Below are 25,925 nucleotides of genomic sequence, written 5' to 3'. Positions count from 1 at the left end.
ATTCATATTTTTTGACATAAAAGCAGGTAGCGATATCTGCTTTTTTTTTATACTTACTAATCACAAAAACCTCATTTCTTGCCCTCTCCAATTACTAAATTAATTATCTTTAGTACATGAAGTACCCCAATTATCTTTTTGCGATTATCCTTTTGACGATAGGTTGTCAAAGCCAGCCTGAAACCGATATTCCCCAAGGCAAACTATTCACGAGGCTTACTCCCCAGCAGACAGGCATTCACTTCACTAACGAATTGGAAGACAGTGAGGATTTTGACGTCTTCCGATATAGAAATTATTACAACGGTGGCGGGGTGGCCATAGGGGACATCAACAATGACGGCCTGCCAGACATTTTCCTGACGGCCAACCGTGGTCAAAATAAACTCTACCTCAACCAAGGCGATATGCGGTTTGAAGATATAACCGACAAGGCAGGGGTGGCCGGCACTAAGCCTTGGTCCACCGGCGTGACGATGGTGGACATCAATGGGGATGGCCTGCTCGATATTTATGTGTGCAATTCCGGAGACCTTGAAGGCAACAACATGGAAAATGAGCTGTTCGTCAACAACGGAGATGGAACCTTCACGGAAAAAGCTGCCGAATACGGCTTGGCTGACCCAGGTTTTTCTACACATGCGGTGTTTTTTGATTATGATGGGGATGGAGACCTTGATTGTTATTTACTCAATAACTCGTTTCGCCCAATTTCAACTTTGGGATTCCGAAATCTAAGAACCCAACGGGATGCAAAAGGCGGGGATAAACTCTATAAAAACGAAAAAGGGAAATTTATAGATGTCAGCGAAGAGGCCGGTATCCATGGAAGTGTTATCGGTTTCGGACTTGGGGTAAGCGTGGGGGATGTAACCGGAAACGGGCATCCTGATATTTTCATTTCCAATGACTTTTACGAAAGAGATTATCTCTACATTAATCAAGGCGATGGTACTTTCCAAGAGGCCCTACCCGACTACATGCAGCATATCAGCATGTTTAGCATGGGCGCCGATATCGCCGACATCAACAACGATGGGTATCCGGAAATCTTCACTACCGACATGATGCCGGAATCGGACCGGAGGCTGAAGACAATGGCGCAGTTCGAGACCTACGATGTGCTCCAACTCAGGCTTCAGCAGGACTATTTTTACCAATATATGCGCAATACCCTGCAGCTCAACAATGCAGGGCAGAATTTCAGCGAGATCGGATACTTAGCCAACGTGGCTGCGACCGACTGGAGCTGGGGGGCGCTGATTGCAGATTTCAACAATAATGGCAACAAGGAGATTTTCGTCAGCAATGGGGTGTATAAAGATGTGACAAACCAGGATTTTGTGGAATACTTGGCCTCCAATGAAAATATGAAAGCAGCTGTAGAAGGTAAAAAGGTCAATTTCCAAGACTTCGTCAACCGAATGCCCTCCGAAAAACTGACTAATTACATGTTTACCCAAAAGGCCAAGCTACAATTTGAAAATGTGGCCGATGATTGGGGATTTGGCGAGCCCACTTTTAGCAACGGTGCGGCATATGGGGACCTGGATGGAGATGGTGACCTCGACCTGGTGATCAACAACCTAAATCAAGAGCTTTACATTTATAAAAACAACACCGTAGAAACTCAACCTGACAACAAATTTCTGACTTTCACTTTTGAGGGAGAAGGCCAAAACAGTTTCGGTCTAGGCGCCAAGGTGCAGGCTTATGCAGGAAATGAGGTCATCAGCTTTGAAAACATGCCGATAAGAGGGTTTCAGTCATCCATGGATTACAAGATGGTAATGGGACTTGGAGACTTTATTCCTGATAGCGTCCTTGTGCATTGGAGAAACGGCAAGGTGCAAAAACTGACCGACCTTGAGCTAAACTCCCATTATCATTTGAAGCAGGCAGATGCGGATGATAGAGAATGGAATAGTAGGGAAGCTGAGCCGCTATTTCTAGAAGGACCAAGGGTGGATTTTCAACATGTGGAAAACCCTTTTAATGATTTTGACAGAGAAAGGCTTACCTTCAAAATGCTTTCTACAGAGGGGCCAGCATTTGCGGTAGCAGACCTCAATGGTGACGGGCTGGAAGATTTCTTTGTCGGAGGGGCCAAGGATCAGGAAGGAGCTGTCTTTCTTCAGACTTCTGAAGGCGAATTCCTCCAGACAGGGCAAAAGTTCGCTAGTCATTCCGGGTCTGAAGATGTCTCTGCCCTGTTTTTTGATGCCGACAATGATGGAAAATTAGACCTTTTGGTAGTGAGCGGAGGGAGTGAGTTCAGCTCCAATTCTCCACAGTTAAGGGACAGACTATATCTAAACAAAGGTCTCGACGCCAAAGGCCATCCCATTTTTGAACATGCCGAAGACGCTCTACCTAATACTTTCCAAATCGGCAGTAAGGCCGTCGCATTTGATTTTAATGGAAATGGACATCAGGACCTCTTAATCGCCAGCCGAAAAAGCAACCAATACTATGGGCTCAACCCCACCCACCAATTGCTCATCAATGACGGCAATGGCAACTTTCAGGACAAAACGAGAGAAAATGGTCAGGTCCTAAGAGATATAGGAATGTTGACAGACCTGGCTTTATTTGAACACGGTGGAAAAACAAAAATCCTGGCCGTAGGCGACTGGAACTCTATCAAACTGCTTTCAGTGGAAGACCAAACTTTGGTTAGTGAAGAATTAAAAATAGAGGGGATTGACAATACCGATGGCTGGTGGAATAGCATCACCCTTGCTGACCTAAATAAGGATGGCAAAATGGATATCATTTTAACCAATACAGGTCTTAACACCCGTTTGAAAACTTCCCCTGAAAACCCCATTAGCCTTTATGTGAATGATTTTGACAACAATGGATCGTATGAACAAATCACCACGTATCACCAAAATGGAAGGGACCTCCCGATTCATACCCGACACGATGTGGTAAAGCAAATGAGCTCCTTGAAAAAGAAGTTTCAAACTTATGACTCCTACGCTGAAAAAAGCATGGAGGAGATATTTGATGACAAGCAGCTTTCAAGAGCAAAGGTTTTGAGAAGTTTTATTAGCGAAAGTGTCGTTCTGATGAGCCGAGGCAACGATAGCTATTCCATGGAAATCCTCCCACTAGCGGCACAGTTTACCACCATGCGGAGTGCAGAGGTGATGGATGTAAACCATGACGGACATTTGGACATCATCATGGCTGGAAATCTATATGGAGTAAAGCCAGAGTTGGGCAGATATGATGCATCCGACGGCGTGGTCCTGCTTGGCGACGGCAAAGGCAATTTTGTACCCCAGAACTTCACCGGTTTTAAAGTCCCAGGCGAAACCAGGCACTTGCGCAAGCTGCAATCCACGTCTCCCAAACTGATTGCAGTTCGCAATAACAATACACCCCTAGTTTTTAAATTGAATTAAGATGAAGTACCGAGTACCCGCTTTTATATGCCTATCCTTATTTGCATCCTGTAGCTCCAGCAAAGAGGAGGATAAGGACACCCTCTTCAGATCAGTTAGCGCAGAGGAATCCGGCATTCATTTCAGCAATGAACTGGAGGAAACCGTAGATATGAACATATTTACCTACATGTATTTTTACAATGGCGGCGGTGTGGCTGTGGGGGATGTAAATGGTGACGGCTTGCTCGATGTATATTTCACCTCCAACCAAAACGAGAATAAACTCTACCTGAATGAAGGAAACCTGAAGTTTAGGGACATCACGGAGGAATCTGGCGTGGCGGGCTTTAACAGTTGGACTACAGGTGTGAGCATGGCGGATGTCAATGGTGATGGACTGATGGATATTTATGTCAGTTACTTAGGAGATCATTTGGAGTTTAAAAGCCAAAATCAACTATTCATAAACCAAGGCAATGATGCAGACGGCATTCCAAGCTTCCGGGACGAGGCTGCCGATTATGGACTCAACCTAATCGGGTTTTCTACCCAAGCGGTCTTTTTCGATTACGACCTAGATGGGGACTTGGACATGTTTATGCTCAACCATTCGGTGCACAACAACGGAACCTTTGGTCCCAGCACCCTCAGGGATAAAACCCATCCTTTGGCTGGTGACAAATTATTGAGAAATGATAACGGCCGGTTTGTGGATGTGACCGAGGAGGCCGGCATATTTAGCAGTGCAATCGGCTATGGCTTGGGCGTGGTAATCAGTGACGTGAACCTCAATGGGTACCCGGATATCTTTGTTGGCAATGACTTCCATGAAAACGACTACCTCTATATCAATAATGGCGATGGGACATTTACCAATAAGCTGAATGAATCCATGATGCATACCAGCCATTTTTCCATGGGAGTGGATTTTGCGGATTTGAATAATGATGGATTTCCGGAGCTTTTCACGTTGGACATGCTACCTGAAGATCCCAAAATCTTAAAAGCCTCAGCTGCGGAAGACCCTTATGATGTATATAACTTCAAGCTAAATTACGGTTTCACCCACCAGTTTGCCCGCAACACCCTCCAGCTCAACAATGGTAACGGCACTTTCAGCGAGGTGGGCATGATGGCCGGTGTACATGCCACGGATTGGAGCTGGTCGACATTTTTGGCTGACCTTGACCTGGATGGGTACAAAGACATTTTTGTTGCCAACGGAATCCTGCGAAGAAGCAATGACCTCGATTACATTAACTTTATAACGGATGAGGACATACAGTACCAGTTGCAATATGACCTCACTGAAAAAGAGCTTGCCTTGATTGAGAAAATGCCCACGATCAAACTACCCAATTATGTCTACCGCAACAATGGCAACATGACTTTCACAAACATGTCGAAAGACTGGGGATTGAACCTGGACTCCTACTCAAACGGGGCTGTATTTGTGGACCTTGACAATGACGGGGATCTGGACATTGTGGTCAACAATATCAATGACCAGGCATTTGTACTGGAAAACAGAAGCATTCAAAAGGATTCAGAATCGGATAAAAACTATGTTAAAATCCTTTTAGAAGGGAAGCCTGGGAATAATTTCGGTGTAGGCAGCAAAGTATTGGTATATCAGGGAAATGATTTTCAGATCCAGGAAGTCAGTCCAGTAAAAGGCTTCATGAGCTCATCTGATTATCGGGTGAATTTTGGGTTCAGCAAAGAACAGCCAATTGATTCCCTAATTGTAATTTGGCCGGACTTCAGCTATCAGATTATCTCCGATGTTTCTCTCAACCAAACCTTGGAGGTACAGCAGACAAATGCTTCAGGAAAGTTTGATTACAGCAGGTTTCACCAAGAAAAGCCTTTCACCGTCCAAGTTGAGGATGATTTGGGAATAGATTTCAAGCATAAGGAAAACACATTCAATGAATTTACCCGAGAGCCCCTCCTCCCCCACATGCTTTCGGCAGAAGGTCCAGCCGCTGCGGTGGCTGATGTGAATGGGGATGGATTGGAGGATTTGTATATCGGCGGAGCCAAACATCAAGCAGGCAAGCTGTATTTGCAAACCTCAGGTGGCAGATTTCGCCCCAGCACTCAGCCGGTATTTCAATTGGACAGCCTGAATGAGGATGTGTCGGCTATCTTCGGAGATTTTGCCGGCAATGGTTTCCAAGACTTATTGGTTGTGAGCGGTGGAAATGAATTTTATGGAAAGAATGCTGCCAATCAACCTAGACTTTATGTTAATGACGGAAAGGGCAACTTCAGTAAATCGGAAAACTTCCCTACTCTCTTCCTCACAGGCAGTGTGGTAGCTGCCGGAGATTTTGATGGAGATGGTGACCTGGATCTGTTTATAGGTGCCCGTACTGAACCTTGGAAATACGGAAGCAAACCCCAGTCCTATCTCTTGGAAAACAAAGGCAACGGGAAATTTGAAGATGTTACCGCCGAGAAAGCCCCTTTCCTAGAGCAAATCGGAAAGGTGAAGGATGCCAAATGGTTGCCTCTCGAAGACAAGACCTACCCTGCCTTGGTAATCGCCGCCGAATGGGAGCCTATTACCATTATCAAAAACGAGCAAGGCAAACTCACCCAGCTGGATGTGGCTGACAGCCCGCTTGCCTATACAAACGGTTGGTGGAACACCATCGTGGAAGGAGACTTCGATGGAGACGGAAGAATGGATTTTATCATGGGCAACCTGGGCACCAATTCGAAACTGAAAGCGAGTAAGGAGCAGCCACTGCGGCTGTATGTGAATGATTTTGATGAAAATGGGACAAGGGAGCAGGTTCTTTCCCACTTTATGGCTGGAAGGGAGTACCCTTTCCATACTAAAGATGAATTGTCAAAGCAGGTACCTTCGCTGAAAAAGCAGTTTCTTTCTTATAGCGTTTTTGCTGAAGCTACCTTGGAGCAGGTCTTTGGCAAAAAACAACTTGAGGAATCGGCCAGAATGGAAGCCTATCAGCTTAATTCCCTACGGGTAAGAAATTTGGGCAATTATAAATTCGAGGTTGACACCTTGCCGTTTGAAGCTCAAATCTCCCCCATTCAAGCGGGTTATTACGATGCGGAGCAAAAAATGGCCCTCTTAGGTGGTAACTTCTACCCCGTAAATGTGCAAAGAGGACGCTATGACGCCTCCTATGGCCTGGCTTTGAAAGGCTCTTCCAATCCTGGCAAATTAACAGCATTATCCGGAAAAGAATCCGGTTTGAAAGTCACCGGTGAAACCAGGCGCATACTTCCTATTATTATTGAAGGGGAAATGCATTATCTATTTATTAGGAATAATGATACGCCGGTATTGGTGAAGAGGACGGAAAACGGGGGACAGAAGAAGGAAAGCTAATGAAGTAGTGACTTTGAAAAAATACAATTTTGAAGTATCTTACTTTATATTTTAAACAGTAATAATATTACCAAATTTTATCGGGATGAGAATTCAGTTGTCCATAGTATCATTTACCTTTCTGATTATGGGATGGGCATGCCAGCCTAAGGAAATGGATGAGCGGGTTTATACCGGAGATTTGCTTATAGATGCCAATGAACAGCTTACCCAAGTGATTGTTCACGACATTTTTAGCCCACCCGTGGCCAGCAGAATCTACGCTTATCCCTCCATAGCAGCTTATGAAGTGGCTGCTATGGCTGACCCATCTCTACAGTCCCTTGCAGGGCAGCTCAATGGCTTTGAGGAAAAGACCTATGATGTCCCCGAAGATGTATTTTACCCATTGGCAGCACTGACTGCATACTATCAAGTGGCCACTGCGTTGGTTTTTTCGGAAGACCAGCTGGAAAACCACCAAAAAGAGCTTTTAAAATCATTTAGGTCAGCATTGTCCACAAAAGCTTATTCCAATTCCATCGATTTGGGAAAAGAAGTGGCCGCCCACGTACTTGATTATTCCAAGGGGGACAATTACCACCAAAGCAGGTCTTTTGAGAAATACGGGTTGACGGGCATAGAAGGGACTTGGCAGCCCACGCCTCCAGCTTACATGGAAGGTATAGAGCCGCATTGGAATAAAATCAGGCCATTCTTTTTGGATTCAGCCGCCCAATTCAAATCAACACCTCCAACAGCCTACAGCAAGGATCCAGAAAGTCAGTTTTACAAAGAGGCCTACGAAGTGTTCAATGTTCATCAAACCATGACCGATGAGCAAAAGGATATTGCCTTTTTCTGGGATTGCAATCCCTACAAGATGAATATCAAAGGCCATGTGATGTTTGCCGAGAAGAAAATCACCCCTGGAGGGCACTGGATGGGCATTGCAGGCATTGCAGCCAAAAAGGCACAGCTAGACTGGAAAGGCACTGCTGAGGCCATGGCTTATACCGCTATTACTTTAATGGATGGATTTATCGCCTGCTGGGATGAAAAATACCGAAGTGTACTGGTAAGGCCTGAAACTTTCATCAATCAGCATATCGATGAAGACTGGGTACCCTTGTTGCAGACTCCCCCATTCCCAGAGTACACCAGTGGCCACAGCGTAATTTCTACAGCCGCAGCCAATACATTGACACATCTATTTGGGGAGCCATTTGAATTTGTGGACTCTACTGAGGTAGCTTACGGCCTTCCTACACGCACCTTCCCTTCTTTTAGGGCAGCAGCCGAAGAAGCAGCCATCAGTAGGCTATATGGAGGAATTCACTATAGGCCAGCGATAACGGAAGGCACCAAAAAGGGTCAAAAAGTAGGCGACCACCTACTTGTAAAGGTAAAAACCCGCCAGGAAAACTTGGCGGAGAAAAGGTAACCTGAACTTAATCAACAGCAATTTCAACTACCAAGGCTAAATGTTCTTCAGAAGTATCGAAAACTCCGATAATTCCTTCAGTGCCGTAGAACCCAGAATAGATTCCAGATTTTGAGAGTTGAAAATCAACAGCCACCTCTACTTTTGGAGACTCCAATAGGTCAATCACTATAAATACTTCTTTTAAGCCTTTAGGAATAATAACACCTTCTCTAAAATCAAACTTATTCCAGCCTCCGCCTTTACTTATCTCAATTACCTGTTGAGCAGAAACCAAATCCCTGAAATGCGAAATATTATAAATCTTACCGTCCTTTTTGACCTTTCTGTGATCGGCTGAACCTAAAACCCTTACACTTGCTAAAATTGATTCTGCAATATCCTCTGAAAAATGTACTTCCACTGCCTTCACAACTCTTTCTTTTTTGGAAGGCAATGTTACCAAAGCAGTATACCGATAATTCATAGTCGCATTAGCAAATTCAATGGGCCTATATGATTTAATTAAGGAATACTCTTTATTACCAATCCAAACAGTCTTCATTTTTTTATCGGTCACAACCACTTCTTGAAGATCAATGATTCTTGGAGTCAGATAAATCTTATCTGTAGCTATAATGTCCTTTATGGAAATTACCGTATCCTTCACTTCAGCCCCTGATATGTATAGTTCCTGGCCTATCCCTGAATCCAAAAGGCTGTTACCTTTTTCGTCTGTGAAAATAACTTTACCCGAAGGTTTGTACACCAATTTAACATAAGGTAAACCAACACCTGTATCGGAGGACACAAATGTTTTCGATTTTTCTTGGGCACATAATGGATTAGCAAACATCAGCAGTATGAGCCAAATGAAAATATCACACAATTTATGGCAACTTAAATTCATAGGTAATCAATAAAGGATTATCCAAATTAACCGCTGCGAGCTGAATATCCAGTTCCTTCAGCAGTTCCCTATCATATTCTCCTGGTAACAAAACAGCTCGATTAAACCCATCCCTAACACTTAAGGGTCGATACAGCAATTCTTCAACACGACTTTTGGGAGAAAAAACACGTAAAGAGCCTCCATTTTTATCCATAATTCCTAATCGGACATTTTCAGGGGAACCTTCGTAGTAGTTGAAGGAATACAGTTGTTCATTGAAATTAAAATTATGAACTGCAAAAAAATAATTACCTTCATCCAATAAATCATAAAAATCATATGCCTCTTTCATTGAAAATACCCTCTCCGAAATCCGCTTTTTACCGAAATCCAAACATACTCTATTCAGTAAATTATCTGAATCTATTAAAAACACTTTATCGGAAAAGGGTTCTGAGAAGTAACTACTTCCATTGATAGTTGATATATTAAAAGAATTAAAGCCTTCAATCGAAGCTGGGAAAGCATTAATTTTATTTATAATGTTTCCATTTTTATCCGAAAAGATATAGCCTTCATACCAATCATTATCAATATCTGAATCGGAAACTAAAAATAGCCCACCTGTATCGTTGGAAGAGTAGCCCCCAATAAAATAATATTCTGATTTTCTTTCAGATAAAAACTCAAAAGATTCTATATCAAAATCTAAAAACTTCATAGAGTGCCTATCATATAAAATAAGCTTATCATTTGTAGCAAGGAAAAAATCAATATCAAAGTACTCCCCAGGTCCAGCACCCAATTTATTTAATTCCTTGATAAACTTACCTTTGTCATCAAAAAGCATTAAGGAGCTGATTACACCATTTTGATGGATTAATGTATTGGATTTTATAAATTCCACCGCCTTCACATCTCCTATAGTTGTATTTTCAGGCAATTCCAACTCTAATACATCAATAATTTCTATATATGCAGATAAACTATCAATTGATGGTCTTCTATCCAATGTTGCGACAAGGCAATCATCCGAATGTCTACAACTAAATTGAAACACCAGTAAAAGTAGTACAAGGGATTTTTTCATGTCCGTAAATTGATATAAAAGTAAGCAAGACCACTGAAAAACATCCAGCGGTCATGGCTAAAAACTAAGTTAGGGTAATGATGGTGGATCGGGCAGCTGAGGTTGATCACACCTAAGAAGACATGTATAATTTTCTTTGTACTTGCAATTAGTGCTTAACCATTGCTTTTTATAATCAATCAAAGCATTTCCACAAGGCACAGTTTCTTGAGCTGAAATTATTTGTGGAAAGACATTTAAAAGCAAAAACAGCACTCCCCCCATTAAAACAGATACTTTCTTTTTCATATCTAATTTGGTTTTGTTAAAAATAATTTAGTTCAATGATAAAAAAAAACTAATACTTCAAAATTTCACAGAAAAAATTTTCTATCCAAGATAAACTCCTCCACTTTGGGGTGAAGTAGATACTTTACAGAAAAGCCTGACTTGATAGATTTTCTGATAAAGGTGGCAGAAACGTCAATCATCGGGGCATCTACATAGCGCACATTTGAATGCTCTAACACTTTATTTTTCCCCGGCCGGGGATACACATACAAGCCATACTGCTCTAGAATTTGCTCACTGTTTTTCCACTTGTGGAAATGGTTGAGATTGTCCCCCCCAATGATCAGCTTAAACTCATGGCCGGGATGTTTATCGGAAAGGTACGTGAGGGTATCAATGGTATAGCTTGGCCTGGGCATGTGGAATTCCACATCGGTGGCCTTGAAGGAAAAATGGTCGGCAATGGCGAGCTCCACCATGCGGAGTCTATCCTGTTCGTGCAGTAAAGAACGGGGGTTTTTGAAGGGGTTCTGGGGAGAAACGACAAACCATACCTCATCCAAATCCGTCTGATCCACCATTACGTTAGCAATGATGAGATGACCTATGTGAATGGGATTAAAAGAGCCGAAAAATAAACCGATTTTCATGGAAAAAGGGACACAGAGTTAAACAGAGTTTAAAATGAGTTTCACAGAGTTTCAACTGAAGCACAAAAGTCTTACCCTATTTTCTACCGTATCCGGTATTCGGCCTCCCGTCCTCCGTCTTCGGTCTTCGGTCTTCGGTCAAAATTATTTATTTAGAAAATCACCGACCAGCTTTTCTGCTTCGGCAAATGATTTTTCCATATCATCGTTGACCAAGGTGACGTCGAATTTGTTTTCGAAGCCCATTTCAAACTTGGCTTTGTAAAGTCTTCTGGAAAGACTCTCTTCCGATTCAGTGCCTCTGTCTTTGAGTCTCTCGGTGAGTTCGTCCAGAGAAGGGACTTTCACAAAAATCGCCAAAGCCTTATCTCCAAAATATTTCTTAAGGTTAAGGCCTCCTTTAACATCCACATCGAAGATCACATGGCGGCCCTCATCCCAGATCCGTTGGATCTCTTCTTTGAGCGTCCCGTAGAAGTTGCCTTCATAGACTTCCTCCCACTCGATAAATTCGTCTTTGTCAATTTTTTGTTTGAAATCCTCAGGGGTTAAAAAATAATAGTCCTTTCCGTTTTGTTCGGAGCGACCGCGTTTGTCCCTAGTACAGGCTGAAATAGAAAAACCCAGCTTTGGGTTTTTAGAAATGAGGTGTTTTACAATTGTGGTTTTCCCGGAACCCGATGGAGCCGAAAAAATAATCGCTTTTCCTGATGACATGAATTAACTTAATTATTTAATCTCTTCGATTTTTTGGCGTATGCTGGAAGCTAATTCACTGGGAACCGGCTGCTTGGAGCATTTGGTTTTGAGTACTTCTCTGATGGCTTGTTCTAAATGAAAATATTCAAAGCAAGGCTGGCACTTGGCAAGTTTGCCGTCCAGGGTTTCCTTTGATTCGGAATTCACTTCACCATCTAAGATGCTTTCCAAAAGCTGGAAGCATTTACTCACATCATCACATTCTAGTTTTCTTTCTCCGGAAGGGGTTAAATCTTTCTCCATTGCTTTATTTTATTCAATAACTAAGTCAAATTAGTCCTCATTATCAGTATCGTATCCCATGTCTTGTGCGTAGGAACGCAGCTTGTCTTTCAATAAGTTCCTGGCCCTATGCAATCTTGATCGCACAGTGCCGATCGGGATGTCCAAAATCTTGGCCATCTCCTCATAAGTGAAGCCTTCCAGGTCACATAAAATTATGACCGTACGGAAATCAACCGCCAGGCTGTTCAGGGCATTGGAAATCTCATCCCCGATCATGTCCTTCACGGCATCTACCCTCAAATCTGAAGTGATACTATGGTCAACACTCTCGGAGTTATAATAAGTTTCAACTTCCTGATAATCTACCTTTGCGGGCTGCTTGCTCTTCTTGCGGTACTCATTGATGAAACTGTTCTTCAGTATTCTAAACAACCAAGCTTTGGCATTGGTGCCCTGCTCAAAGGAATTAATGAACCGGTAGGCTTTCAGGTAGGTGTCCTGTACCAAATCCTTTGCATCATCTTCATCAAAAGTCAGCCTATAGCCAAAGTTATACATCGAATCTATGTGGGGCATAAATTCGTTGTCGAAGATGTTGGTTTTTTCTTTTTCAGAATATTTTTTTTTCTGTACTTCAGACATAAGTTCCAAAAATACTAATTGACTTAATTTATAACTAATTTTCGGCCAGAAAGTCACTCAATTTCCTTTAATTTGAAAATTATTTTCTGCGCCCCTCCAATGTGTTGGAGAAATAATACGCAAAACCCATCCGAATGTTTATCATAAAGCTTATTTCCCGGCTTCCGCTGTCGGTTTTATATATCCTGTCCGATTTTCTATATTTCCTGGCCTGCCATGTATTGCAATACAGAAAAGAAGTCATCGTGACCAACCTCCGCCATGCCTTTCCGGAAAAATCGGAAAAGGAAATCCAAAGAATCAAAAAAGATTTTTACCGCAACTTCACCGACTCGATTGCAGAAACCGTCAAGTTCCTCACTATTCCCAGGGAAGAGCTTTTGGAAAGGGTCAAGCTGGTCAATTATGAGATCATCCGAGAAAGAGTCGAGGCCGGCAAACTGGTTATCGGGGTGTGCCCTCATTTCTTCAACTGGGAGGCCCATTTGCTCGCCGGCACCGCCACTTGGTCCATTCCAGTGGAGACTGTATATCAGAAGGTTAATGAAGCGTTTTTCGAAAACCTCATGTACCAAATCAGAAGCCGTTTTGGCTGCGACTTGGTAGAACGGGGCAATTTCCAGCGGAATTTCATCAAAAAAAGAAACGAACCCAGGCTGATCGTCCTAGCCGCGGATCAGCGCCCCACCCATTCGGATATCAGGTATTGGAGAAGCTTTATGAACCAAGAGACTGCATTTTTCGAAGGGGCTGAAAAGATCGCCAAGAGGTTTGACAGCTCAGTGATCTTTGGCTTTACCACCAAGCCGAAGCGTGGGCATTATACCTTCACCTACCAGCTAATCTCCGATGCCCCACATGATGCAACTGAACACTGCATCACGGATAGGTTTGTGGAGCTCACGGAAGAGAACATCCGCCAGGAGCCAGCTCTTTACCTTTGGAGCCATAATAGATGGAAGGAGAAGAGGGAGAAGAGTTGATCGGAAACTTTTTATTTTGTACATATATACAGATAATATCATTTCTATGCTCACTACAACTTTATCGGATTTCAGGAAAGATATCAAAAGATATTTTGATACCGTAACTCAAAATTTTGAGACACTCATCATAAACCGTGGAAAGGATAATGGTGTGGTAATCATGTCATTAGCCGAGTACAATTCTTTATTAGCGACTCAGCACGAGCTTTCTTCCAAAGAAAATGCGCGTCGACTGGATTCTGCTATAGAAAAATTAAATTCGGAAAAAGGCAGTTCCAAAAATCTTTTGGAAGAATGAAATTTGTGTTTGTTGAACTCCTAAAGGATATTTCCAGAAATCCATTTGAAGGAATAGGAAAACCTGAACCCTTAAAATTTAAATATTCAGGTTATTGGTCACGAAGAATCGATGAGGAACACCGGTTGATTTATAAGGTTAAGGGTGATGAACTTCTAATAGCAAAGTGTCGATTTCATTTTGAATGAATCGAACGAGCATAAAAACCCTTAAACTTTAAAAATTAAACTTCACTCCCACTAATACCGGGTTTCCTTCTATATCTAGGTTTTCGGAGATGCCTTTTATTTTTTGGATGTGTTTATCATGGTGTTTTTGAAGCAGATTCTCTGAAAAATTCTGCTTGAAGCTTTCGGGCTTGCTCAGAAAATAGAAGGTCTCCCCAGAAACCCCAATCAGATAACTCGATGGATCAAGGGTTACATCATCTATCAAATCAGAATTTTTAAAAATGACAGACTCCCCAGTATAATTTGAATAAATGTTATTCCACTTTTCCCCATCAAGAAAAAAAGAAAGGAATCTATACCCCTCCGACTCAAAGAAGTACAAAGTATTTGCCGATTTGGCAATTTCAGACATCATGACTTCATCTTTCTCCCCTAGCCATTCGTACACGTTTGGTGCTCTATTACCATATTGAACTTTCAAGTAAGGCTCTGGGTAATCCAGATTGTTGACAGCAAAGAGAGTGTCGTTGAGACTTCTTCTATAGATGACTTGATTATTTGCATTGGTTGACAAAGGATTTAAAAGCATAGCATTCAATGGCCTAGCCAAATAGGGAAAATGGGAGCTTACCAGATTTAAAGAGCTGTCGGTAAGGTGTAGATTATTTTCATGTGGCCCCGCTCCAATGAATGCATAACCATTATCCAATTTGTGAAACCTAGAAGCCATAAACCCACTAAATTTTCTTGAGGAAACAAATGTCCCATCAAGTTCATAGCTGTGGATTTTTCCAACATCCAACACCTCAATCTTATCCTCGAGCAAGCCAAAATCCATGGCTTGCAGATATTGCCCCAGGCCATTGCCTCGACTGCCTATCTTCCTAACAAATGATCCACTTTCATCAAAAACCCTGGGCTCCCCATCCCCGAAAATGTCAAATAGGAAGAAATTGCCATCCCTCTTTTCTAAAACATCAATAGAAGTCATATAAAAATAATTTCCTTCAACATCAGTATTGGAAAGTGGGATGACCACTATTTCCTCAGTGACAATATCGGAAAAATGAAGATTTTTGGCTGCTGAGGAGTAGTCAATGATCAATTCAGATAAATTCAAATTTATTTCTAAATCCTTTCCAGAGCAGGAAATAAATACATTTATTAAAACGACAAGAACAGTTGTTCCTATTAAAAATTTTTTCATAATAATAATATTAAAGTAGAGAAAGACTCCTCTTTCTCTACCTAAGTTTAAATTAATCCTTGCTAATTGCAATTTCGAGTACTTTCTCCATACGTACTGCAAAGAGCCCCGTCCCCTGTATACCAACAAGTTTCAAGAATAGTCCCATTTGGACAAACTCGCTGCTGCCAGCTCAAGGTTGGCTCAGGCTCAGGAAGGGAGGCTTGAGACATAGCGGGGGAAACATAAAACCCCATTGCACCCGCAAGTGCCAAACTCAAAATTAACTTTTTCATTGTTTATTAAAAATTAGGTTAGTTTAAAAACTCCGGCCGAAGCTGGCTTTCACTTAAAAGCTGACTAAAGATGTCTATTTTTTTTTTTGATCCAAATCTTTAGTTCAAAAAAATAAAAAACTAATTCCCTCTCAAGAATCAGAAATTCAAAACCACTCCCCCGTTTGTGGGATTGAGGTTTAGGTGAAGATTACTCATGCCGGAGGCGGATTGAAACAGCTGCCGGTTATAGAGGTTGACTGCACTTTGCCGATTGGCCCGGGAGGCATTGAGAAGGATGGATCCGGAGATCAATGACACAAAAGAAGCTCCGCCTACAACCAGTCCTGCCCTCTCATTTTCAAACAGCAAAACTGTACCGGCAACAAGCCCAACCCCACCGGCGGTTACCAGCCCTACTCCTATACCCCTTTGGCGGTTGGCTTTTAATATTATGTCTTTTAAATTGGCATCTTCTGCAAGAATATCAGTAAGCTCATGGTTATTCATCCGGTGGCCATCCTGGATATAAGAAAAATAACGAAATGGGGTTTGCCCATATTCCAGCTCGATGAAGGACCCCATATTGCCCGCCCCCATTTCTTCAAATTGGGTTCGGTTATAATTATTAACCGCTCGCAGCCTATTTCTCAAATAAGAATTGATATAAAGAGACCCCATTGTCTCCACAAAAATGGAAGACAGGAAAACCCAATCATGCGTTTGAAAACTGGTCTCGTTCGAATTTATATTGTTTCGATTAATCAATACCAAGCTTGCAATCAATCCCACGCCTCCGGCAATATTCAGCGGCACCCCAATCCTTTTGTCCCTTCTTCCATTTTCCAAAAGATTGTAGGAAAGCGCGTTCCCCTGAAAAAGCTCACTTAAACTTTCATCATCCAAATCAATTTCATTGACACTATGCTGAATCCGGTTTGTGCCTGCAAAACTGAAATTGCGAGAGTACTTTGTCTCTACAAACCCATCTTGGGCAAAGGCATTGCTGACCATCAAAACAATCAGGAGAGTGAATAGGTGTTTCATATAAAAAGGTTGGTGTAATTGCACATTTTAATGGGACCTGTATACCGCAGACGGCTAGTATCATTTCCAGTAAAATTAACCAAGAAAAATTAAAAACCTAGTAGCAAAATTTACAATTAACAACCCATTAGTTATAGCCGCTATGGAGTAATATCGTCTAAAAGCAAGATTAGCTCTTTGTTAAGTTGAAAGATTCTTTGTGCTACTTCTTTTTCACTTAGTGTCCTTAGCGACCAATTGCTCCAATTATTCGGTCTTCCGTCTTCCGTCTTCCGTCCATTGTTCACCTATTTATTCCTAAAAGCCTCATTTCCCAAAAACATCTATGAGTCCGAATACGCATATCCTGTTCAATTCCTTACCTTTGTAAACATTCAAAGAACCAAAGGATTGAACCATCGCCCAGGCATGGTGATTATAAGCAATATGGATTATTTAGAAGGACTCAACCCACCACAAAGACAAGCTGTAGAACAAACCGAAGGTCCGGTAATGATCATCGCCGGCGCAGGATCAGGTAAAACCAGGGTACTTACCTATAGGATCGCCCACCTGATTTATTCCAAAGGCGTGGATGCTTTCAACATTCTTTCGCTCACCTTTACCAACAAGGCAGCTGCGGAGATGAAACACAGGATCGAGCAGGTGGTGGGTCTGGAGGCCCGCAATACCTGGATGGGAACTTTCCACTCCACTTTTGCCAAGATCCTAAGGGTGGAAGCCGACCGGTTGGGCTATCCTTCCAACTTCACCATTTACGATACGGATGATAGCAAGTCGCTTATCCGTACTATTGTGAAGGAAAAGAGACTGGATGATAAAGTTTATAAGCCAAACACGGTATTGGCCAGAATCTCCGGTGCAAAAAACAGGCTGATCTCCTGGCAGACTTATCAAAATGACCCCTATATCAAGGCTGATGATGAAACTGCCATGAAACCCAAAATCGGGGAGATTTACAAAACTTACCAGGAAAGGCTGTTCAAGGCGGGAGCCATGGATTTTGACGATTTGCTTTTCAACACCAACGTGCTTTTCAGGGACCACCTTGATGTACTGAATAAATATCAGCAGAGGTTCAAATATGTAATGGTGGATGAGTTTCAGGATACCAACCTATCCCAATACCTGATTACCAAAAAACTGGCGGCAGTGCACCAAAACATCTGTGTGGTGGGTGACGATGCCCAAAGTATCTATGCTTTCCGCGGAGCGGATATCCAAAACATCCTTAATTTTGAAAAGGACTACCCGGATCTATTCGTGGTAAAACTGGAACAAAACTACCGCTCCACCAAAACGATCGTAGAGGCAGCCAATTCCATTATTTCCAAAAACAAAGCCCAGTTAAAAAAGAACGTGTGGACCCAAAATGAAAATGGGGACCTCATCGAGTTGATCAAGGCTGCCTCTGATAATGAAGAGGGACGTTTGGTGGCCTCCACCATCTTTGAGGAACGAAACAACAAAAAACTAAACAATAGCGATTTTGCCATCCTCTACAGAACCAACTCCCAATCCAGGGCAATGGAGGAGGCCCTGAGAAAGATGAACATACCTTACAAGATTGTGGGGGGATTGTCGTTTTATCAGAGGAAGGAAATCAAAGACTTGATGGCCTACATGAGGTTTACGGTCAATCCGGCTGACGAAGAGGCCTTCAAGAGGGTCATCAATTATCCAAAACGTGGCATTGGTGACACTTCAGTGGAGAAGATGATGATTGCGGCCTATGAGCACGACATACCGCTATGGGAAGTGGTGACCAATGGTTCCAGCTTCCTTGCTGGCCGTGCGGCAAACTCTGTGGATGATTTTGCCACCATGATCAAGAGCTTCAAACTAGAGGTGGAAAGAAAGGATGCCTTTGAGGCCGCTACCTCAATCGCCAAGCAGTCTGGATTGCTCCGAGAGTTATATGAGGACAAAACCATTGAGGGACTCAACAGGTACGAAAACGTGCAGGAATTGCTGAATGCGATCAAGGAATACGTCGACAATCCTGAAAATGAGGACAAAAGCTTGGGGGCATTCCTGCAGGAGATCGCCCTGCTGACCGACAATGACCGCGACAAAGACCAAAGCGATGCGGTCACCTTGATGACCATCCACTCCTCAAAAGGGCTTGAGTTCAGGCAGGTTTTTGTGGTTGGAATGGAAGAAGACCTCTTCCCTTCGCAGATGATGATGCAGAGCCGTGAGGATTTGGAAGAAGAGAGAAGGCTCTTTTACGTAGCCACCACTAGGGCAATGGAAAAACTTTATTTGACCTACGCACTATCTCGGTACAGATTTGGTAGGCTATTAAATTGCGAGCAAAGCAGGTTCCTGGAAGAAGTCGACTCCACTTATGTGAAGGTTAACAAACGGATGAGCTCAGCCATTGCTAGCAGCTTCCGAGACTATGGCAGTGAGGGTAAAAGTGGGTTTATAGGCCTCAAAAAGCCGGCAATGCGCACAGGCACCACTGCCAAGATTCATACACCTAGCCCAGACTTCAAGCCTTCCAACACCAACAATCTACAGGAAGGCCAAAAGGTGGAGCATCCAAAATTTGGATTTGGTGACGTGATGAAAATCGAAACAGAAGGGGCAAATAGAAAAGCTTCAATAAAATTTGATAATTTTGGCGAAAAGACTTTATTACTTAGCTTTGCAAAGCTCAGAATATTAGAATAAAATAGGTATAATGAAATAGTGAAATATTAGAAATAGTGAAATAGAGGTTTAATCCAGTATTTCAATATTTCCTTAATTCATTATTTCCCCATAAATATATTGACCTCCTGCTGTTAAATGCATTGATCAATTCTCCGGTTAAGTGACATATTTTTTGTAAATTATAGTGTCATTTCAAACTAAGCAGGCAGAGGTATGGAGATAAATGAAAAGAACAAACACTCAGTAATCTTGAAAGAATACGGCAAAAACATCCAGAAGCTGGTGGACTATGTCCAGACCGTGCCCGATAAGCAGAAGCGTACCGACTATGCTTACACCCTGGTGGACCTGATGAAACAACTCAATCCACAGTTGAAATCTGAAAGTGATCAAAAGCTTTGGGATGATCTTTACATTATGTCCAACTTTGAGCTGGACGTGGATGCCCCTTTTCCGATGCCGGAAAAAGAGCTGCTTGGAAAAAGACCTCAGATGATCGGCTATCCGGAAGGTGAGGTGAAATATAAGCACTACGGCAGAAACATCGAAAAGCTCATCGAAAAAGCCATTGAGATCGAGGACGATGAAGAGCAGGAAGCGGCCATTATTTTTATCGGTCAGCTGATGAGAAGTTTCCATTCCACCTGGAACAAGGAAAATTTCGACGACGGCATTATCTTGGACGATATCAAGACCCTTTCAAAAGGTCGGCTTCATATTGACCTGGAAAAAGTGAAGGAAAACGGCCTGTTTGAAACCAGCATGAGACGGGACTTCAAACCCGGCTCCCAATCTAACAATGACTCCCAAAACCAAAGCAGTGGCCGCAGAAATTACTCCCAAAACTCCGGGGGCAATGGCCATAAGAGAAGAAACAACGGAGGAAACTACAAAAAACGCAGAAATTAATGTCTTCATTTAGAGTAAAAGGGGGATTGAAACTGAAAGGTGAAATCACTCCTCAGGGCGCCAAAAACGAGGCGTTGCAGATACTTTGTGCAGTATTGCTAACAGAAGAAAAAGTCACCATCAACAAAATCCCCAACATCCGGGATGTCAATAAACTGATAGAGCTATTGGCCGACATGGGTGTAAAAGTGGAAAAAGTGGGCCCAGAGAGCTATACCTTCCAAGCGGATGAGGTGGATTTGAATTATCTTGACACACAGGATTTTCTAAAGAAGGCTTCAGCCCTTAGGGGATCCGTCATGATCCTAGGGCCACTATTGGCCAGGTTTGGAACGGGAAGACTTTCCAAGCCAGGAGGAGACAAAATTGGAAGAAGAAGATTGGATACCCACTTCGTTGGATTTCAAAAATTGGGCGCCAAGTTCGAATACGACAGCAAGCAGGAAATCTACAAAATCGACGGCACCAATCTTAAGGGGACCTATATGCTTCTTGACGAAGCTTCGGTCACCGGTACGGCCAATATTTTGATGGCCGCCGTGATGGCAGAAGGCCAAACCACCATCTACAATGCTGCCTGCGAGCCTTATTTACAGCAACTTTGCGATATGCTCAACAGAATGGGCGCGAAGATCACCGGTGTCGGTTCCAATTTGCTGAATATCGAAGGAGTGGAAAAGCTGAATGGAACTGAGCACACTTTGCTGCCGGATATGATCGAGATCGGTTCTTTCATTGGCCTAGCTGCCATGACAAAATCTGAAATCACCATCAAAAACGTACAGGTGGAAAAGCTGGGTATCATCCCAGAAACCTTCCGCCGCATGGGTATCAAGCTTGAAATCAAAGGAGACGATATCTATATCCCCAGCCAGGAACATTACGAGATCGAGACATTCATCGACGGGTCAATATTGACGATCGCCGATGCCATTTGGCCTGGCTTCACGCCTGACCTTTTGAGTATTGTGTTAGTAACTGCCACGCAGGCTAAAGGCACTGTCTTGGTGCACCAGAAGATGTTTGAAAGTCGCTTGTTCTTTGTCGATAAACTGATCGACATGGGTGCACAGATCATCCTATGCGATCCGCACAGGGCTACTGTGATAGGTTTGGACAGGAAATATCCACTGAGAGGCATCAGAATGACCTCTCCGGACATTAGAGCCGGCGTATCTTTGCTTATCGCCGCCCTTTCCGCTGAAGGCACCTCTGTCATTGACAATATTGAGCAAATTGATCGAGGCTACCAATATATAGACCAGCGTCTTAATGCCTTGGGAGCTGACATTGTAAGAATCGACTAAAATATATGAAACACCTTCTTTATCGGAAGGTGTTTTTTTATATCCTACTATGAAAGACAGGTTTTCACATGATTCCGCCGGTTATGCTAATTTTCGACCACATTATCCCGAAAGCGTGTTTAAGGAGCTCTTTGGGCTATGTGTGTCTTTCGATGCCGCTCTGGATGTAGCCACAGGCAATGGGCAAGTTGCCCGGCATTTGGCGAGAAAATTCAGCCAGGTCAAAGCAACCGACATCAGCGAGCAACAAATCAAGAATGCGTACCAGGCATCAAACCTTGAATACTCCATTCAGCCTGCCGAGGAAAGCAGTTTTGTAGACCATTCCTTTGATTTGATCACGGTCGGACAAGCGGTCCACTGGTTCGATTTCAATAGCTTCTATGCTGAGGTAAGAAGGCTCCTGAAGCCAAATGGGCTTTTGGCGATCTTGGGATACGGGTTGATTCAAAGCGAGCCAAGTGTTGAGTTGATAATTGGATATTTCTATTCTGACATTTTGGGCAATTATTGGGACCCTGAGCGGAAATGGATCGATGAAAATTACCAGACCATTCCGTTTCCTTTCAAGGAAGTGGACTTTTCCAACCACACCATAGCCTATTCTTGGAATCTAGAGCAGCTGACCGGGTACCTCCAAACTTGGTCAGCCGTCAAAAATTATAAAAACCAAACTGGGTTAGACATAATGCCACAAGTCACTGAGGAACTGAAAAAAGCATTTGGTGAAAGAAAAGAAGTTAAGGTTTCCTTTCCTATCTTAGCTAGGATAGGAAAGGTCTAATCCTCCACGGGTGCCTTCCAAAGCAGTCTACCTGAAGCTGTCCGGAGAAGTTGCTCGTTTTCGAAATGGCCCAACCTTTCCGCTTCACCTGACTCCAAAGTGTTTTCAAAATAAGCCGCCCCTTCTTTATCTTCCCTCAGCAAATCCGATTGGCTGAGGGTTACCGTTTCCAGAGGATTTTCAACTGGTTCGACAAGTGAAGCAAAAACATAGGCTTTTTCCTGATTCGGCAAGGTCACTCTATACCAGTCCTTGGTTTGTGCCTCCACTCTCAGCACCTCATGTTGGCTAAGCTCCCGCACTATATCCCCAGAGGTTGATGGAAGGCTTCGAAGGTTAATTCTTGCATTGGCCACTCTATGGAAATTTCCGATCATGGTAGTATCCTGCAATTCCATTTCAGCCAGCTCATCGGGAGAGTGCAGGAAATGAAAAGGATCAACAGCTCCTCTTCCCGCTCGGTAAATCCCAAAATGCAAATGTGGCGCCGTGGTGATGGCATTACCCGTATTGCCTACCAAACCAAGAGTATCCCCCAGTTGCACAGCTTGGCCCACGTCCACCAATTGGCTGTCCAAATGGGCATAATAATAGGAATAGCCAGGCCCACTTAAGTTTACCACTTTTCCACCCAATCGATTGTTTCCTACTCGTCTGACTCTACCATCCCTTACGGCCACCACTGGTGTGCCTCTTGGTGCAAAAATGTCTACGCCTTCATGTTTTCTGGCGCCTGCATCACGGCCATCTCCATAAAAGCTGGCTATGTTTCTACTAGTTTTTTCCGGAATTGGAAAAGCCAATGTCGCCTCGTTGCTCACTTGAAGTGAGAACACTCCCCCTCTAAAAAGCTCTGGCTGCACCCGCACGGCATGGAGGCCATCTTTTTTAACCTCATAAGATATACTCAGCTCCTCTTCCGCATAGTGTCTCCGAGCAAGCTGCCCATCGGCGCCCACTTCAAATACATCCACAAAATATTGGGAATCCACTTGGGATACGGGCTCCACTTTCACATTGATCCGCTGCCCCTCTTTCACTTCATATCGAAGCAACATGGCAGATGCTTCCTTAGGATCAAAATACCCCACCTCTTGATAGGGCAGGTTAATGCTAAGGCTGTCAGAAAGCACCTTCTCCCCTATCCTCACCCAATCCCTGACCATGGCGCTATGCTCCAAGGAAGAGGTTTCCAGTCCGTTTTTATATTTCTCATACGGGCTTCTCTCACCCAAAAACCTGTCTACCCTTGTGCCATTACAGGCCATCAAAAGAGTAATTGCTATTAAAGACACATATTTCTTCATCGTAATAAAAAACAGGAAGATGCCGTTTTGGTTCATTTTGACCCATCCAGCAAAGCTGGGCGAAAACTTCTGCGTAAACCCAAACCTTCGACATATTAAAATAAAACTAAACCAAACAAACCTCTACTTTTAACCAAATATTAAACCAGTTATCAACCTGATATCAACATATTTTAAACCTATATTAAACCATTACAAGATTGTTTTTACACTGGTTTAATACTGGTATAAGTATTATCGAATTACCAAGAGGAATCCAATTCCTATACAGAATGATCTTATACTGCTATAATTCAAAAGGGCTGCTTCATTAAATGAAACAGCCCTTTAATTAAGATGGCAAAATTATGCTAGACAGTCTTCTGGTCTTCGTGAACACCCTCTTTTATTTCCTCAATCAGCTTCTTGTTGAATGCTGGAAGATCATCTGGCTTTCTGGAGGTCACGAGGCCTGAATCGCATACACACTCTTCATCCACCCAGTTGACACCGGCGTTTTTGAGATCTGTTTTGATTGATGGCCAGGAAGTCATCTCTCTTCCTTCCAGTGCACCAGTCTCGATCAAGGCCTGTGGCCCATGACAGATGGCTGCTACCGGCTTGCCTTTTTCAAAAAAGGCTTTCATAAAGCTCACTGCCTTTTCATTCATTCTTAGTTTGTCAGGGTTGATCACCCCACCCGGCACTACCAGCGCATGGTAGTCGTTAGCATTGGCGTTATCTAGAGCCAAGTCGATTTTCACCTCTTTGCTCCAGTTGCCATCTTTCCAGCCTTTGATTTCCTTGGCTGGGGATATTACATGCACAGTGGCACCCTCTTTCTCCAAGGCTTCCTTTGGGCTCAGCAATTCGCTCTCCTCAAATCCGGTCTCGGTTAATATAGCTACTTTCTTACCTTGTAAATTAGACATGGTGTTTTAGGTTTTGTGGTTTAATTATCTGTTTATTCCTAAACAGGCGTAACCCTGCATTGTTTGTACAATCGAATAATTTTTAGGCCACAAAAAAAACGCCCCAATACTAAATATTGAGGCGTTTTCATTATAAATTTTAATGTCTACTTCTTATACGTAGTTATTCAACATAACAGGCATCACCAACATCAAGATATCTTCGTTCTCTCCCTTATCAGAAGGAACAATTAGACCAGCTCTGTTAGGAGCGGAGAACTTCAAGGTTACTTCTTTGGCAGAAATGTTATTCAACATCTCGATCAAAAACTTGGCGTTGAAGCCGATTTCGATATCTTCTCCTTCATGCTCACAAGATAGGCGCTCATTGGCTTCGTTAGAGAAGTCAAGATCCTCAGCAGATATTTGAAGCTCGCTTCCTACCAATTTCAATCTTACCTGGTGGGTAGTTTTATTTGCATAGATGGCGATACGCTTCATAGAGCTCATAAATTCTACTCTATCGATGGTCATATCGTTGTTGTTGTCCACTGGAATTACGTTTTCGTAATCAGGGAAACGCTCATCAATCAACCTACAGATCATCCTGATGTTGTTGAAGTTGAAGTAAGCATTGCTGCTGTTGAATTCAACTGACACCGGCACATTTTCAGAAGGCAAGGTTGATTTAAGCAAGTTTAGGGCTTTTCTAGGGATAATGATGCTTGCCGCATCAGGAGAAGCCACATCCACTCTTCTATATCTGATCAATCTGTGGCCGTCGGTTGCCACAAATGTCGCATTGGTACTGCTTAGATTCACATACACCCCAGTCATCGCCGGTCTCAACTCGTCGTTGCTGGTTGCAAAGATGGTGTTGTTGATGGCACTGCTAAGGACCTCAGTGGACATATCCACAGTAGTGGCATTGGTTACTGAAGGGATTTTTGGGAAGTCGGTAGCGTTCTCACCAGCCAGTTTATAACGACCGTTATCCGAGCTGATTTCAATGCTGTAGGTTTCACTATCGATGCTGAATGTCACCGGCTGCTCCGGAAGGTTTTTCAAGGTTTCGATAAGAATTTTGGCAGGAACGGCGATGTTGCCATCTTCCTTTGCCTCCACATCAATTTCAGTCATCATCGAAGTCTGAAGATCAGAGGCGGTAATGGTCAGTTTACCCTCTTTAATTTCAAAAAGAAAATTTTCAAGAATAGGCACCACCGGGTTTGTGGTCACTACCCCATTGATAGCAGAAAGCTGCTTTAAAAGTGCAGAAGAGGAAACAATGAATTTCATACGGTCGACTAATTTTTCTATTGTAGTTATAACAGGGTAAATTTAGAAATAAAATTATAAAAGCTCCCCTTGCTGGGAGATTTATGGCAAAATATTTCGAATAATCTTCATTTT

General features: G+C 42.9%; 22 protein-coding genes. 10 read left to right on the top strand and 12 right to left on the bottom strand.

Going from position 1 to position 25,925, the window contains the following annotated elements; translation table 11 throughout:
• The first annotated feature begins 116 nt into the window (after positions 1-116).
• The 3 genes from KI659_RS08170 (at position 117) to KI659_RS08160 (ending at position 8,185) form a co-directional block, all read left to right on the top strand.
• Positions 117-3,413: a VCBS repeat-containing protein gene (locus KI659_RS08170; protein ID WP_213944856.1), complete on the top strand. Its 3,297-nt coding sequence runs from the start codon at positions 117-119 to the stop codon at positions 3,411-3,413.
• 1 nt (position 3,414) lies between these two features.
• Positions 3,415-6,762: a VCBS repeat-containing protein gene (locus KI659_RS08165; RefSeq protein WP_213944855.1), complete on the top strand. Its 3,348-nt coding sequence runs from the start codon at positions 3,415-3,417 to the stop codon at positions 6,760-6,762.
• An 85-nt stretch (positions 6,763-6,847) separates the two neighbouring features.
• Positions 6,848-8,185 carry a vanadium-dependent haloperoxidase gene (locus KI659_RS08160; protein ID WP_213944854.1) on the top strand — a complete coding sequence of 446 codons (1,338 nt, stop codon included), beginning with the start codon at positions 6,848-6,850 and terminating at the stop codon, positions 8,183-8,185.
• 7 nt (positions 8,186-8,192) lie between these two features.
• On the opposite strand, the gene KI659_RS08155 is transcribed toward KI659_RS08160, so the two are convergent.
• From KI659_RS08155 to KI659_RS08125, 7 genes are all read right to left on the bottom strand, one after another.
• Positions 8,193-8,975: a hypothetical protein gene (locus KI659_RS08155; protein WP_213944853.1), complete on the bottom strand. Its 783-nt coding sequence runs from the start codon at positions 8,973-8,975 to the stop codon at positions 8,193-8,195.
• 79 nt (positions 8,976-9,054) lie between these two features.
• Positions 9,055-10,146 carry a 6-bladed beta-propeller gene (locus tag KI659_RS08150; RefSeq protein WP_213944852.1) on the bottom strand — a complete coding sequence of 364 codons (1,092 nt, stop codon included), beginning with the start codon at positions 10,144-10,146 and terminating at the stop codon, positions 9,055-9,057.
• Positions 10,147-10,215: 69 nt separating this feature from the next.
• Positions 10,216-10,434: a hypothetical protein gene (locus KI659_RS08145; RefSeq protein ID WP_213944851.1), complete on the bottom strand. Its 219-nt coding sequence runs from the start codon at positions 10,432-10,434 to the stop codon at positions 10,216-10,218.
• Positions 10,435-10,499: 65 nt separating this feature from the next.
• Positions 10,500-11,066, bottom strand: coding sequence for a nicotinate (nicotinamide) nucleotide adenylyltransferase (gene nadD / locus KI659_RS08140; protein WP_213944850.1), 567 nt, complete (start codon positions 11,064-11,066; stop codon positions 10,500-10,502).
• 144 nt (positions 11,067-11,210) lie between these two features.
• Complete coding sequence (gmk, locus tag KI659_RS08135) at positions 11,211-11,783, bottom strand: guanylate kinase (protein WP_213944849.1); 573 nt, start codon at positions 11,781-11,783, stop codon at positions 11,211-11,213.
• 12 nt (positions 11,784-11,795) lie between these two features.
• Positions 11,796-12,068, bottom strand: a complete 273-nt coding sequence (locus KI659_RS08130) for a mycothiol system anti-sigma-R factor (protein WP_143959970.1) — start codon at positions 12,066-12,068, stop codon at positions 11,796-11,798.
• Between the two features lie 30 nt (positions 12,069-12,098).
• Positions 12,099-12,692: a sigma-70 family RNA polymerase sigma factor gene (locus KI659_RS08125; protein ID WP_213944848.1), complete on the bottom strand. Its 594-nt coding sequence runs from the start codon at positions 12,690-12,692 to the stop codon at positions 12,099-12,101.
• A 134-nt stretch (positions 12,693-12,826) separates the two neighbouring features.
• On the opposite strand from KI659_RS08125, the gene KI659_RS08120 reads away from it, so the two are divergent.
• The 3 genes from KI659_RS08120 to KI659_RS08110 are packed head-to-tail and all read left to right on the top strand — an operon-like array spanning position 12,827 to position 14,164.
• Positions 12,827-13,675, top strand: a complete 849-nt coding sequence (locus tag KI659_RS08120) for a lysophospholipid acyltransferase family protein (protein ID WP_213944847.1) — start codon at positions 12,827-12,829, stop codon at positions 13,673-13,675.
• A 46-nt stretch (positions 13,676-13,721) separates the two neighbouring features.
• A complete protein-coding gene (locus tag KI659_RS08115; RefSeq protein WP_213944846.1) occupies positions 13,722-13,976 on the top strand; it encodes a type II toxin-antitoxin system Phd/YefM family antitoxin in 255 nt (84 codons plus the stop codon).
• Complete coding sequence (locus KI659_RS08110; RefSeq protein ID WP_213944845.1) at positions 13,973-14,164, top strand: Txe/YoeB family addiction module toxin; 192 nt, start codon at positions 13,973-13,975, stop codon at positions 14,162-14,164. Before KI659_RS08115 ends, KI659_RS08110 begins: the two co-directional genes overlap by 4 nt.
• Before the next feature lie 28 nt (positions 14,165-14,192).
• Here KI659_RS08110 and KI659_RS08105 read toward each other — a convergent pair whose 3' ends face one another.
• Both KI659_RS08105 and KI659_RS08100 read right to left on the bottom strand, forming a co-directional pair.
• Positions 14,193-15,353: a 6-bladed beta-propeller gene (locus KI659_RS08105; protein WP_213944844.1), complete on the bottom strand. Its 1,161-nt coding sequence runs from the start codon at positions 15,351-15,353 to the stop codon at positions 14,193-14,195.
• Positions 15,354-15,766: 413 nt separating this feature from the next.
• Positions 15,767-16,654 carry a hypothetical protein gene (locus tag KI659_RS08100; protein ID WP_213944843.1) on the bottom strand — a complete coding sequence of 296 codons (888 nt, stop codon included), beginning with the start codon at positions 16,652-16,654 and terminating at the stop codon, positions 15,767-15,769.
• Positions 16,655-17,080: 426 nt separating this feature from the next.
• Between KI659_RS08100 and KI659_RS08095 the strand changes: the two genes are divergently transcribed.
• From KI659_RS08095 to KI659_RS08080, 4 genes are all read left to right on the top strand, one after another.
• Positions 17,081-19,333, top strand: a complete 2,253-nt coding sequence (locus tag KI659_RS08095) for an ATP-dependent helicase (protein ID WP_213944842.1) — start codon at positions 17,081-17,083, stop codon at positions 19,331-19,333.
• 195 nt (positions 19,334-19,528) lie between these two features.
• Positions 19,529-20,224 (top strand): DUF4290 domain-containing protein, encoded by a 696-nt coding sequence (locus tag KI659_RS08090; protein ID WP_213944841.1) that lies wholly within the window; start codon positions 19,529-19,531, stop codon positions 20,222-20,224.
• On the top strand, positions 20,224-21,531 hold the full coding sequence (gene murA, locus KI659_RS08085) for a UDP-N-acetylglucosamine 1-carboxyvinyltransferase (RefSeq protein ID WP_213944840.1): 1,308 nt from the start codon (positions 20,224-20,226) through the stop codon (positions 21,529-21,531). Before KI659_RS08090 ends, murA begins: the two co-directional genes overlap by 1 nt.
• A 49-nt stretch (positions 21,532-21,580) precedes the next feature.
• Positions 21,581-22,315: a class I SAM-dependent methyltransferase gene (locus KI659_RS08080; RefSeq protein ID WP_213944839.1), complete on the top strand. Its 735-nt coding sequence runs from the start codon at positions 21,581-21,583 to the stop codon at positions 22,313-22,315.
• Here KI659_RS08080 and KI659_RS08075 read toward each other — a convergent pair.
• From KI659_RS08075 to dnaN, 3 genes are all read right to left on the bottom strand, one after another.
• Positions 22,312-23,658 (bottom strand): M23 family metallopeptidase, encoded by a 1,347-nt coding sequence (locus KI659_RS08075; RefSeq protein WP_213944838.1) that lies wholly within the window; start codon positions 23,656-23,658, stop codon positions 22,312-22,314. The genes KI659_RS08080 and KI659_RS08075 overlap by 4 nt on opposite strands.
• Positions 23,659-23,972: 314 nt before the next feature.
• Positions 23,973-24,533, bottom strand: a complete 561-nt coding sequence (locus KI659_RS08070) for a type 1 glutamine amidotransferase domain-containing protein (protein WP_213944837.1) — start codon at positions 24,531-24,533, stop codon at positions 23,973-23,975.
• Between the two features lie 153 nt (positions 24,534-24,686).
• Positions 24,687-25,811, bottom strand: coding sequence for a DNA polymerase III subunit beta (gene dnaN, locus KI659_RS08065; RefSeq protein WP_213944836.1), 1,125 nt, complete (start codon positions 25,809-25,811; stop codon positions 24,687-24,689).
• Positions 25,812-25,925: the final 114 nt, after the last annotated feature.

The organism is Litoribacter ruber, from assembly GCF_018449405.1.
In the GTDB taxonomy this organism is placed as follows: Bacteria; Bacteroidota; Bacteroidia; order Cytophagales; family Cyclobacteriaceae; genus Litoribacter; species Litoribacter ruber.
This window is presented reverse-complemented; position numbering and strand designations above follow the sequence as displayed.

Excerpts from the sequence above, each read along its gene's own strand:
- KI659_RS08170 (WP_213944856.1), top strand. The coding sequence starts at position 117 with ATGAAGTACCCCAATTATCTTTTTGCGATTATCCTTTTGACGATAGGT.
- KI659_RS08165 (WP_213944855.1), top strand. The coding sequence starts at position 3,415 with ATGAAGTACCGAGTACCCGCTTTTATATGCCTATCCTTATTTGCATCC.
- KI659_RS08160 (WP_213944854.1), top strand. The coding sequence starts at position 6,848 with ATGAGAATTCAGTTGTCCATAGTATCATTTACCTTTCTGATTATGGGA.
- KI659_RS08150 (WP_213944852.1), bottom strand. The coding sequence starts at position 10,146 with ATGAAAAAATCCCTTGTACTACTTTTACTGGTGTTTCAATTTAGTTGT.
- KI659_RS08145 (WP_213944851.1), bottom strand. The coding sequence starts at position 10,434 with ATGAAAAAGAAAGTATCTGTTTTAATGGGGGGAGTGCTGTTTTTGCTT.
- nadD (WP_213944850.1), bottom strand. The coding sequence starts at position 11,066 with ATGAAAATCGGTTTATTTTTCGGCTCTTTTAATCCCATTCACATAGGT.
- gmk (WP_213944849.1), bottom strand. The coding sequence starts at position 11,783 with ATGTCATCAGGAAAAGCGATTATTTTTTCGGCTCCATCGGGTTCCGGG.
- KI659_RS08130 (WP_143959970.1), bottom strand. The coding sequence starts at position 12,068 with ATGGAGAAAGATTTAACCCCTTCCGGAGAAAGAAAACTAGAATGTGAT.
- KI659_RS08125 (WP_213944848.1), bottom strand. The coding sequence starts at position 12,692 with ATGTCTGAAGTACAGAAAAAAAAATATTCTGAAAAAGAAAAAACCAAC.
- KI659_RS08120 (WP_213944847.1), top strand. The coding sequence starts at position 12,827 with ATGTTTATCATAAAGCTTATTTCCCGGCTTCCGCTGTCGGTTTTATAT.
- KI659_RS08115 (WP_213944846.1), top strand. The coding sequence starts at position 13,722 with ATGCTCACTACAACTTTATCGGATTTCAGGAAAGATATCAAAAGATAT.
- KI659_RS08110 (WP_213944845.1), top strand. The coding sequence starts at position 13,973 with ATGAAATTTGTGTTTGTTGAACTCCTAAAGGATATTTCCAGAAATCCA.
- KI659_RS08105 (WP_213944844.1), bottom strand. The coding sequence starts at position 15,353 with ATGAAAAAATTTTTAATAGGAACAACTGTTCTTGTCGTTTTAATAAAT.
- KI659_RS08100 (WP_213944843.1), bottom strand. The coding sequence starts at position 16,654 with ATGAAACACCTATTCACTCTCCTGATTGTTTTGATGGTCAGCAATGCC.
- KI659_RS08095 (WP_213944842.1), top strand. The coding sequence starts at position 17,081 with ATGGATTATTTAGAAGGACTCAACCCACCACAAAGACAAGCTGTAGAA.
- KI659_RS08090 (WP_213944841.1), top strand. The coding sequence starts at position 19,529 with ATGGAGATAAATGAAAAGAACAAACACTCAGTAATCTTGAAAGAATAC.
- murA (WP_213944840.1), top strand. The coding sequence starts at position 20,224 with ATGTCTTCATTTAGAGTAAAAGGGGGATTGAAACTGAAAGGTGAAATC.
- KI659_RS08080 (WP_213944839.1), top strand. The coding sequence starts at position 21,581 with ATGAAAGACAGGTTTTCACATGATTCCGCCGGTTATGCTAATTTTCGA.
- KI659_RS08075 (WP_213944838.1), bottom strand. The coding sequence starts at position 23,658 with ATGAACCAAAACGGCATCTTCCTGTTTTTTATTACGATGAAGAAATAT.
- KI659_RS08070 (WP_213944837.1), bottom strand. The coding sequence starts at position 24,533 with ATGTCTAATTTACAAGGTAAGAAAGTAGCTATATTAACCGAGACCGGA.
- dnaN (WP_213944836.1), bottom strand. The coding sequence starts at position 25,811 with ATGAAATTCATTGTTTCCTCTTCTGCACTTTTAAAGCAGCTTTCTGCT.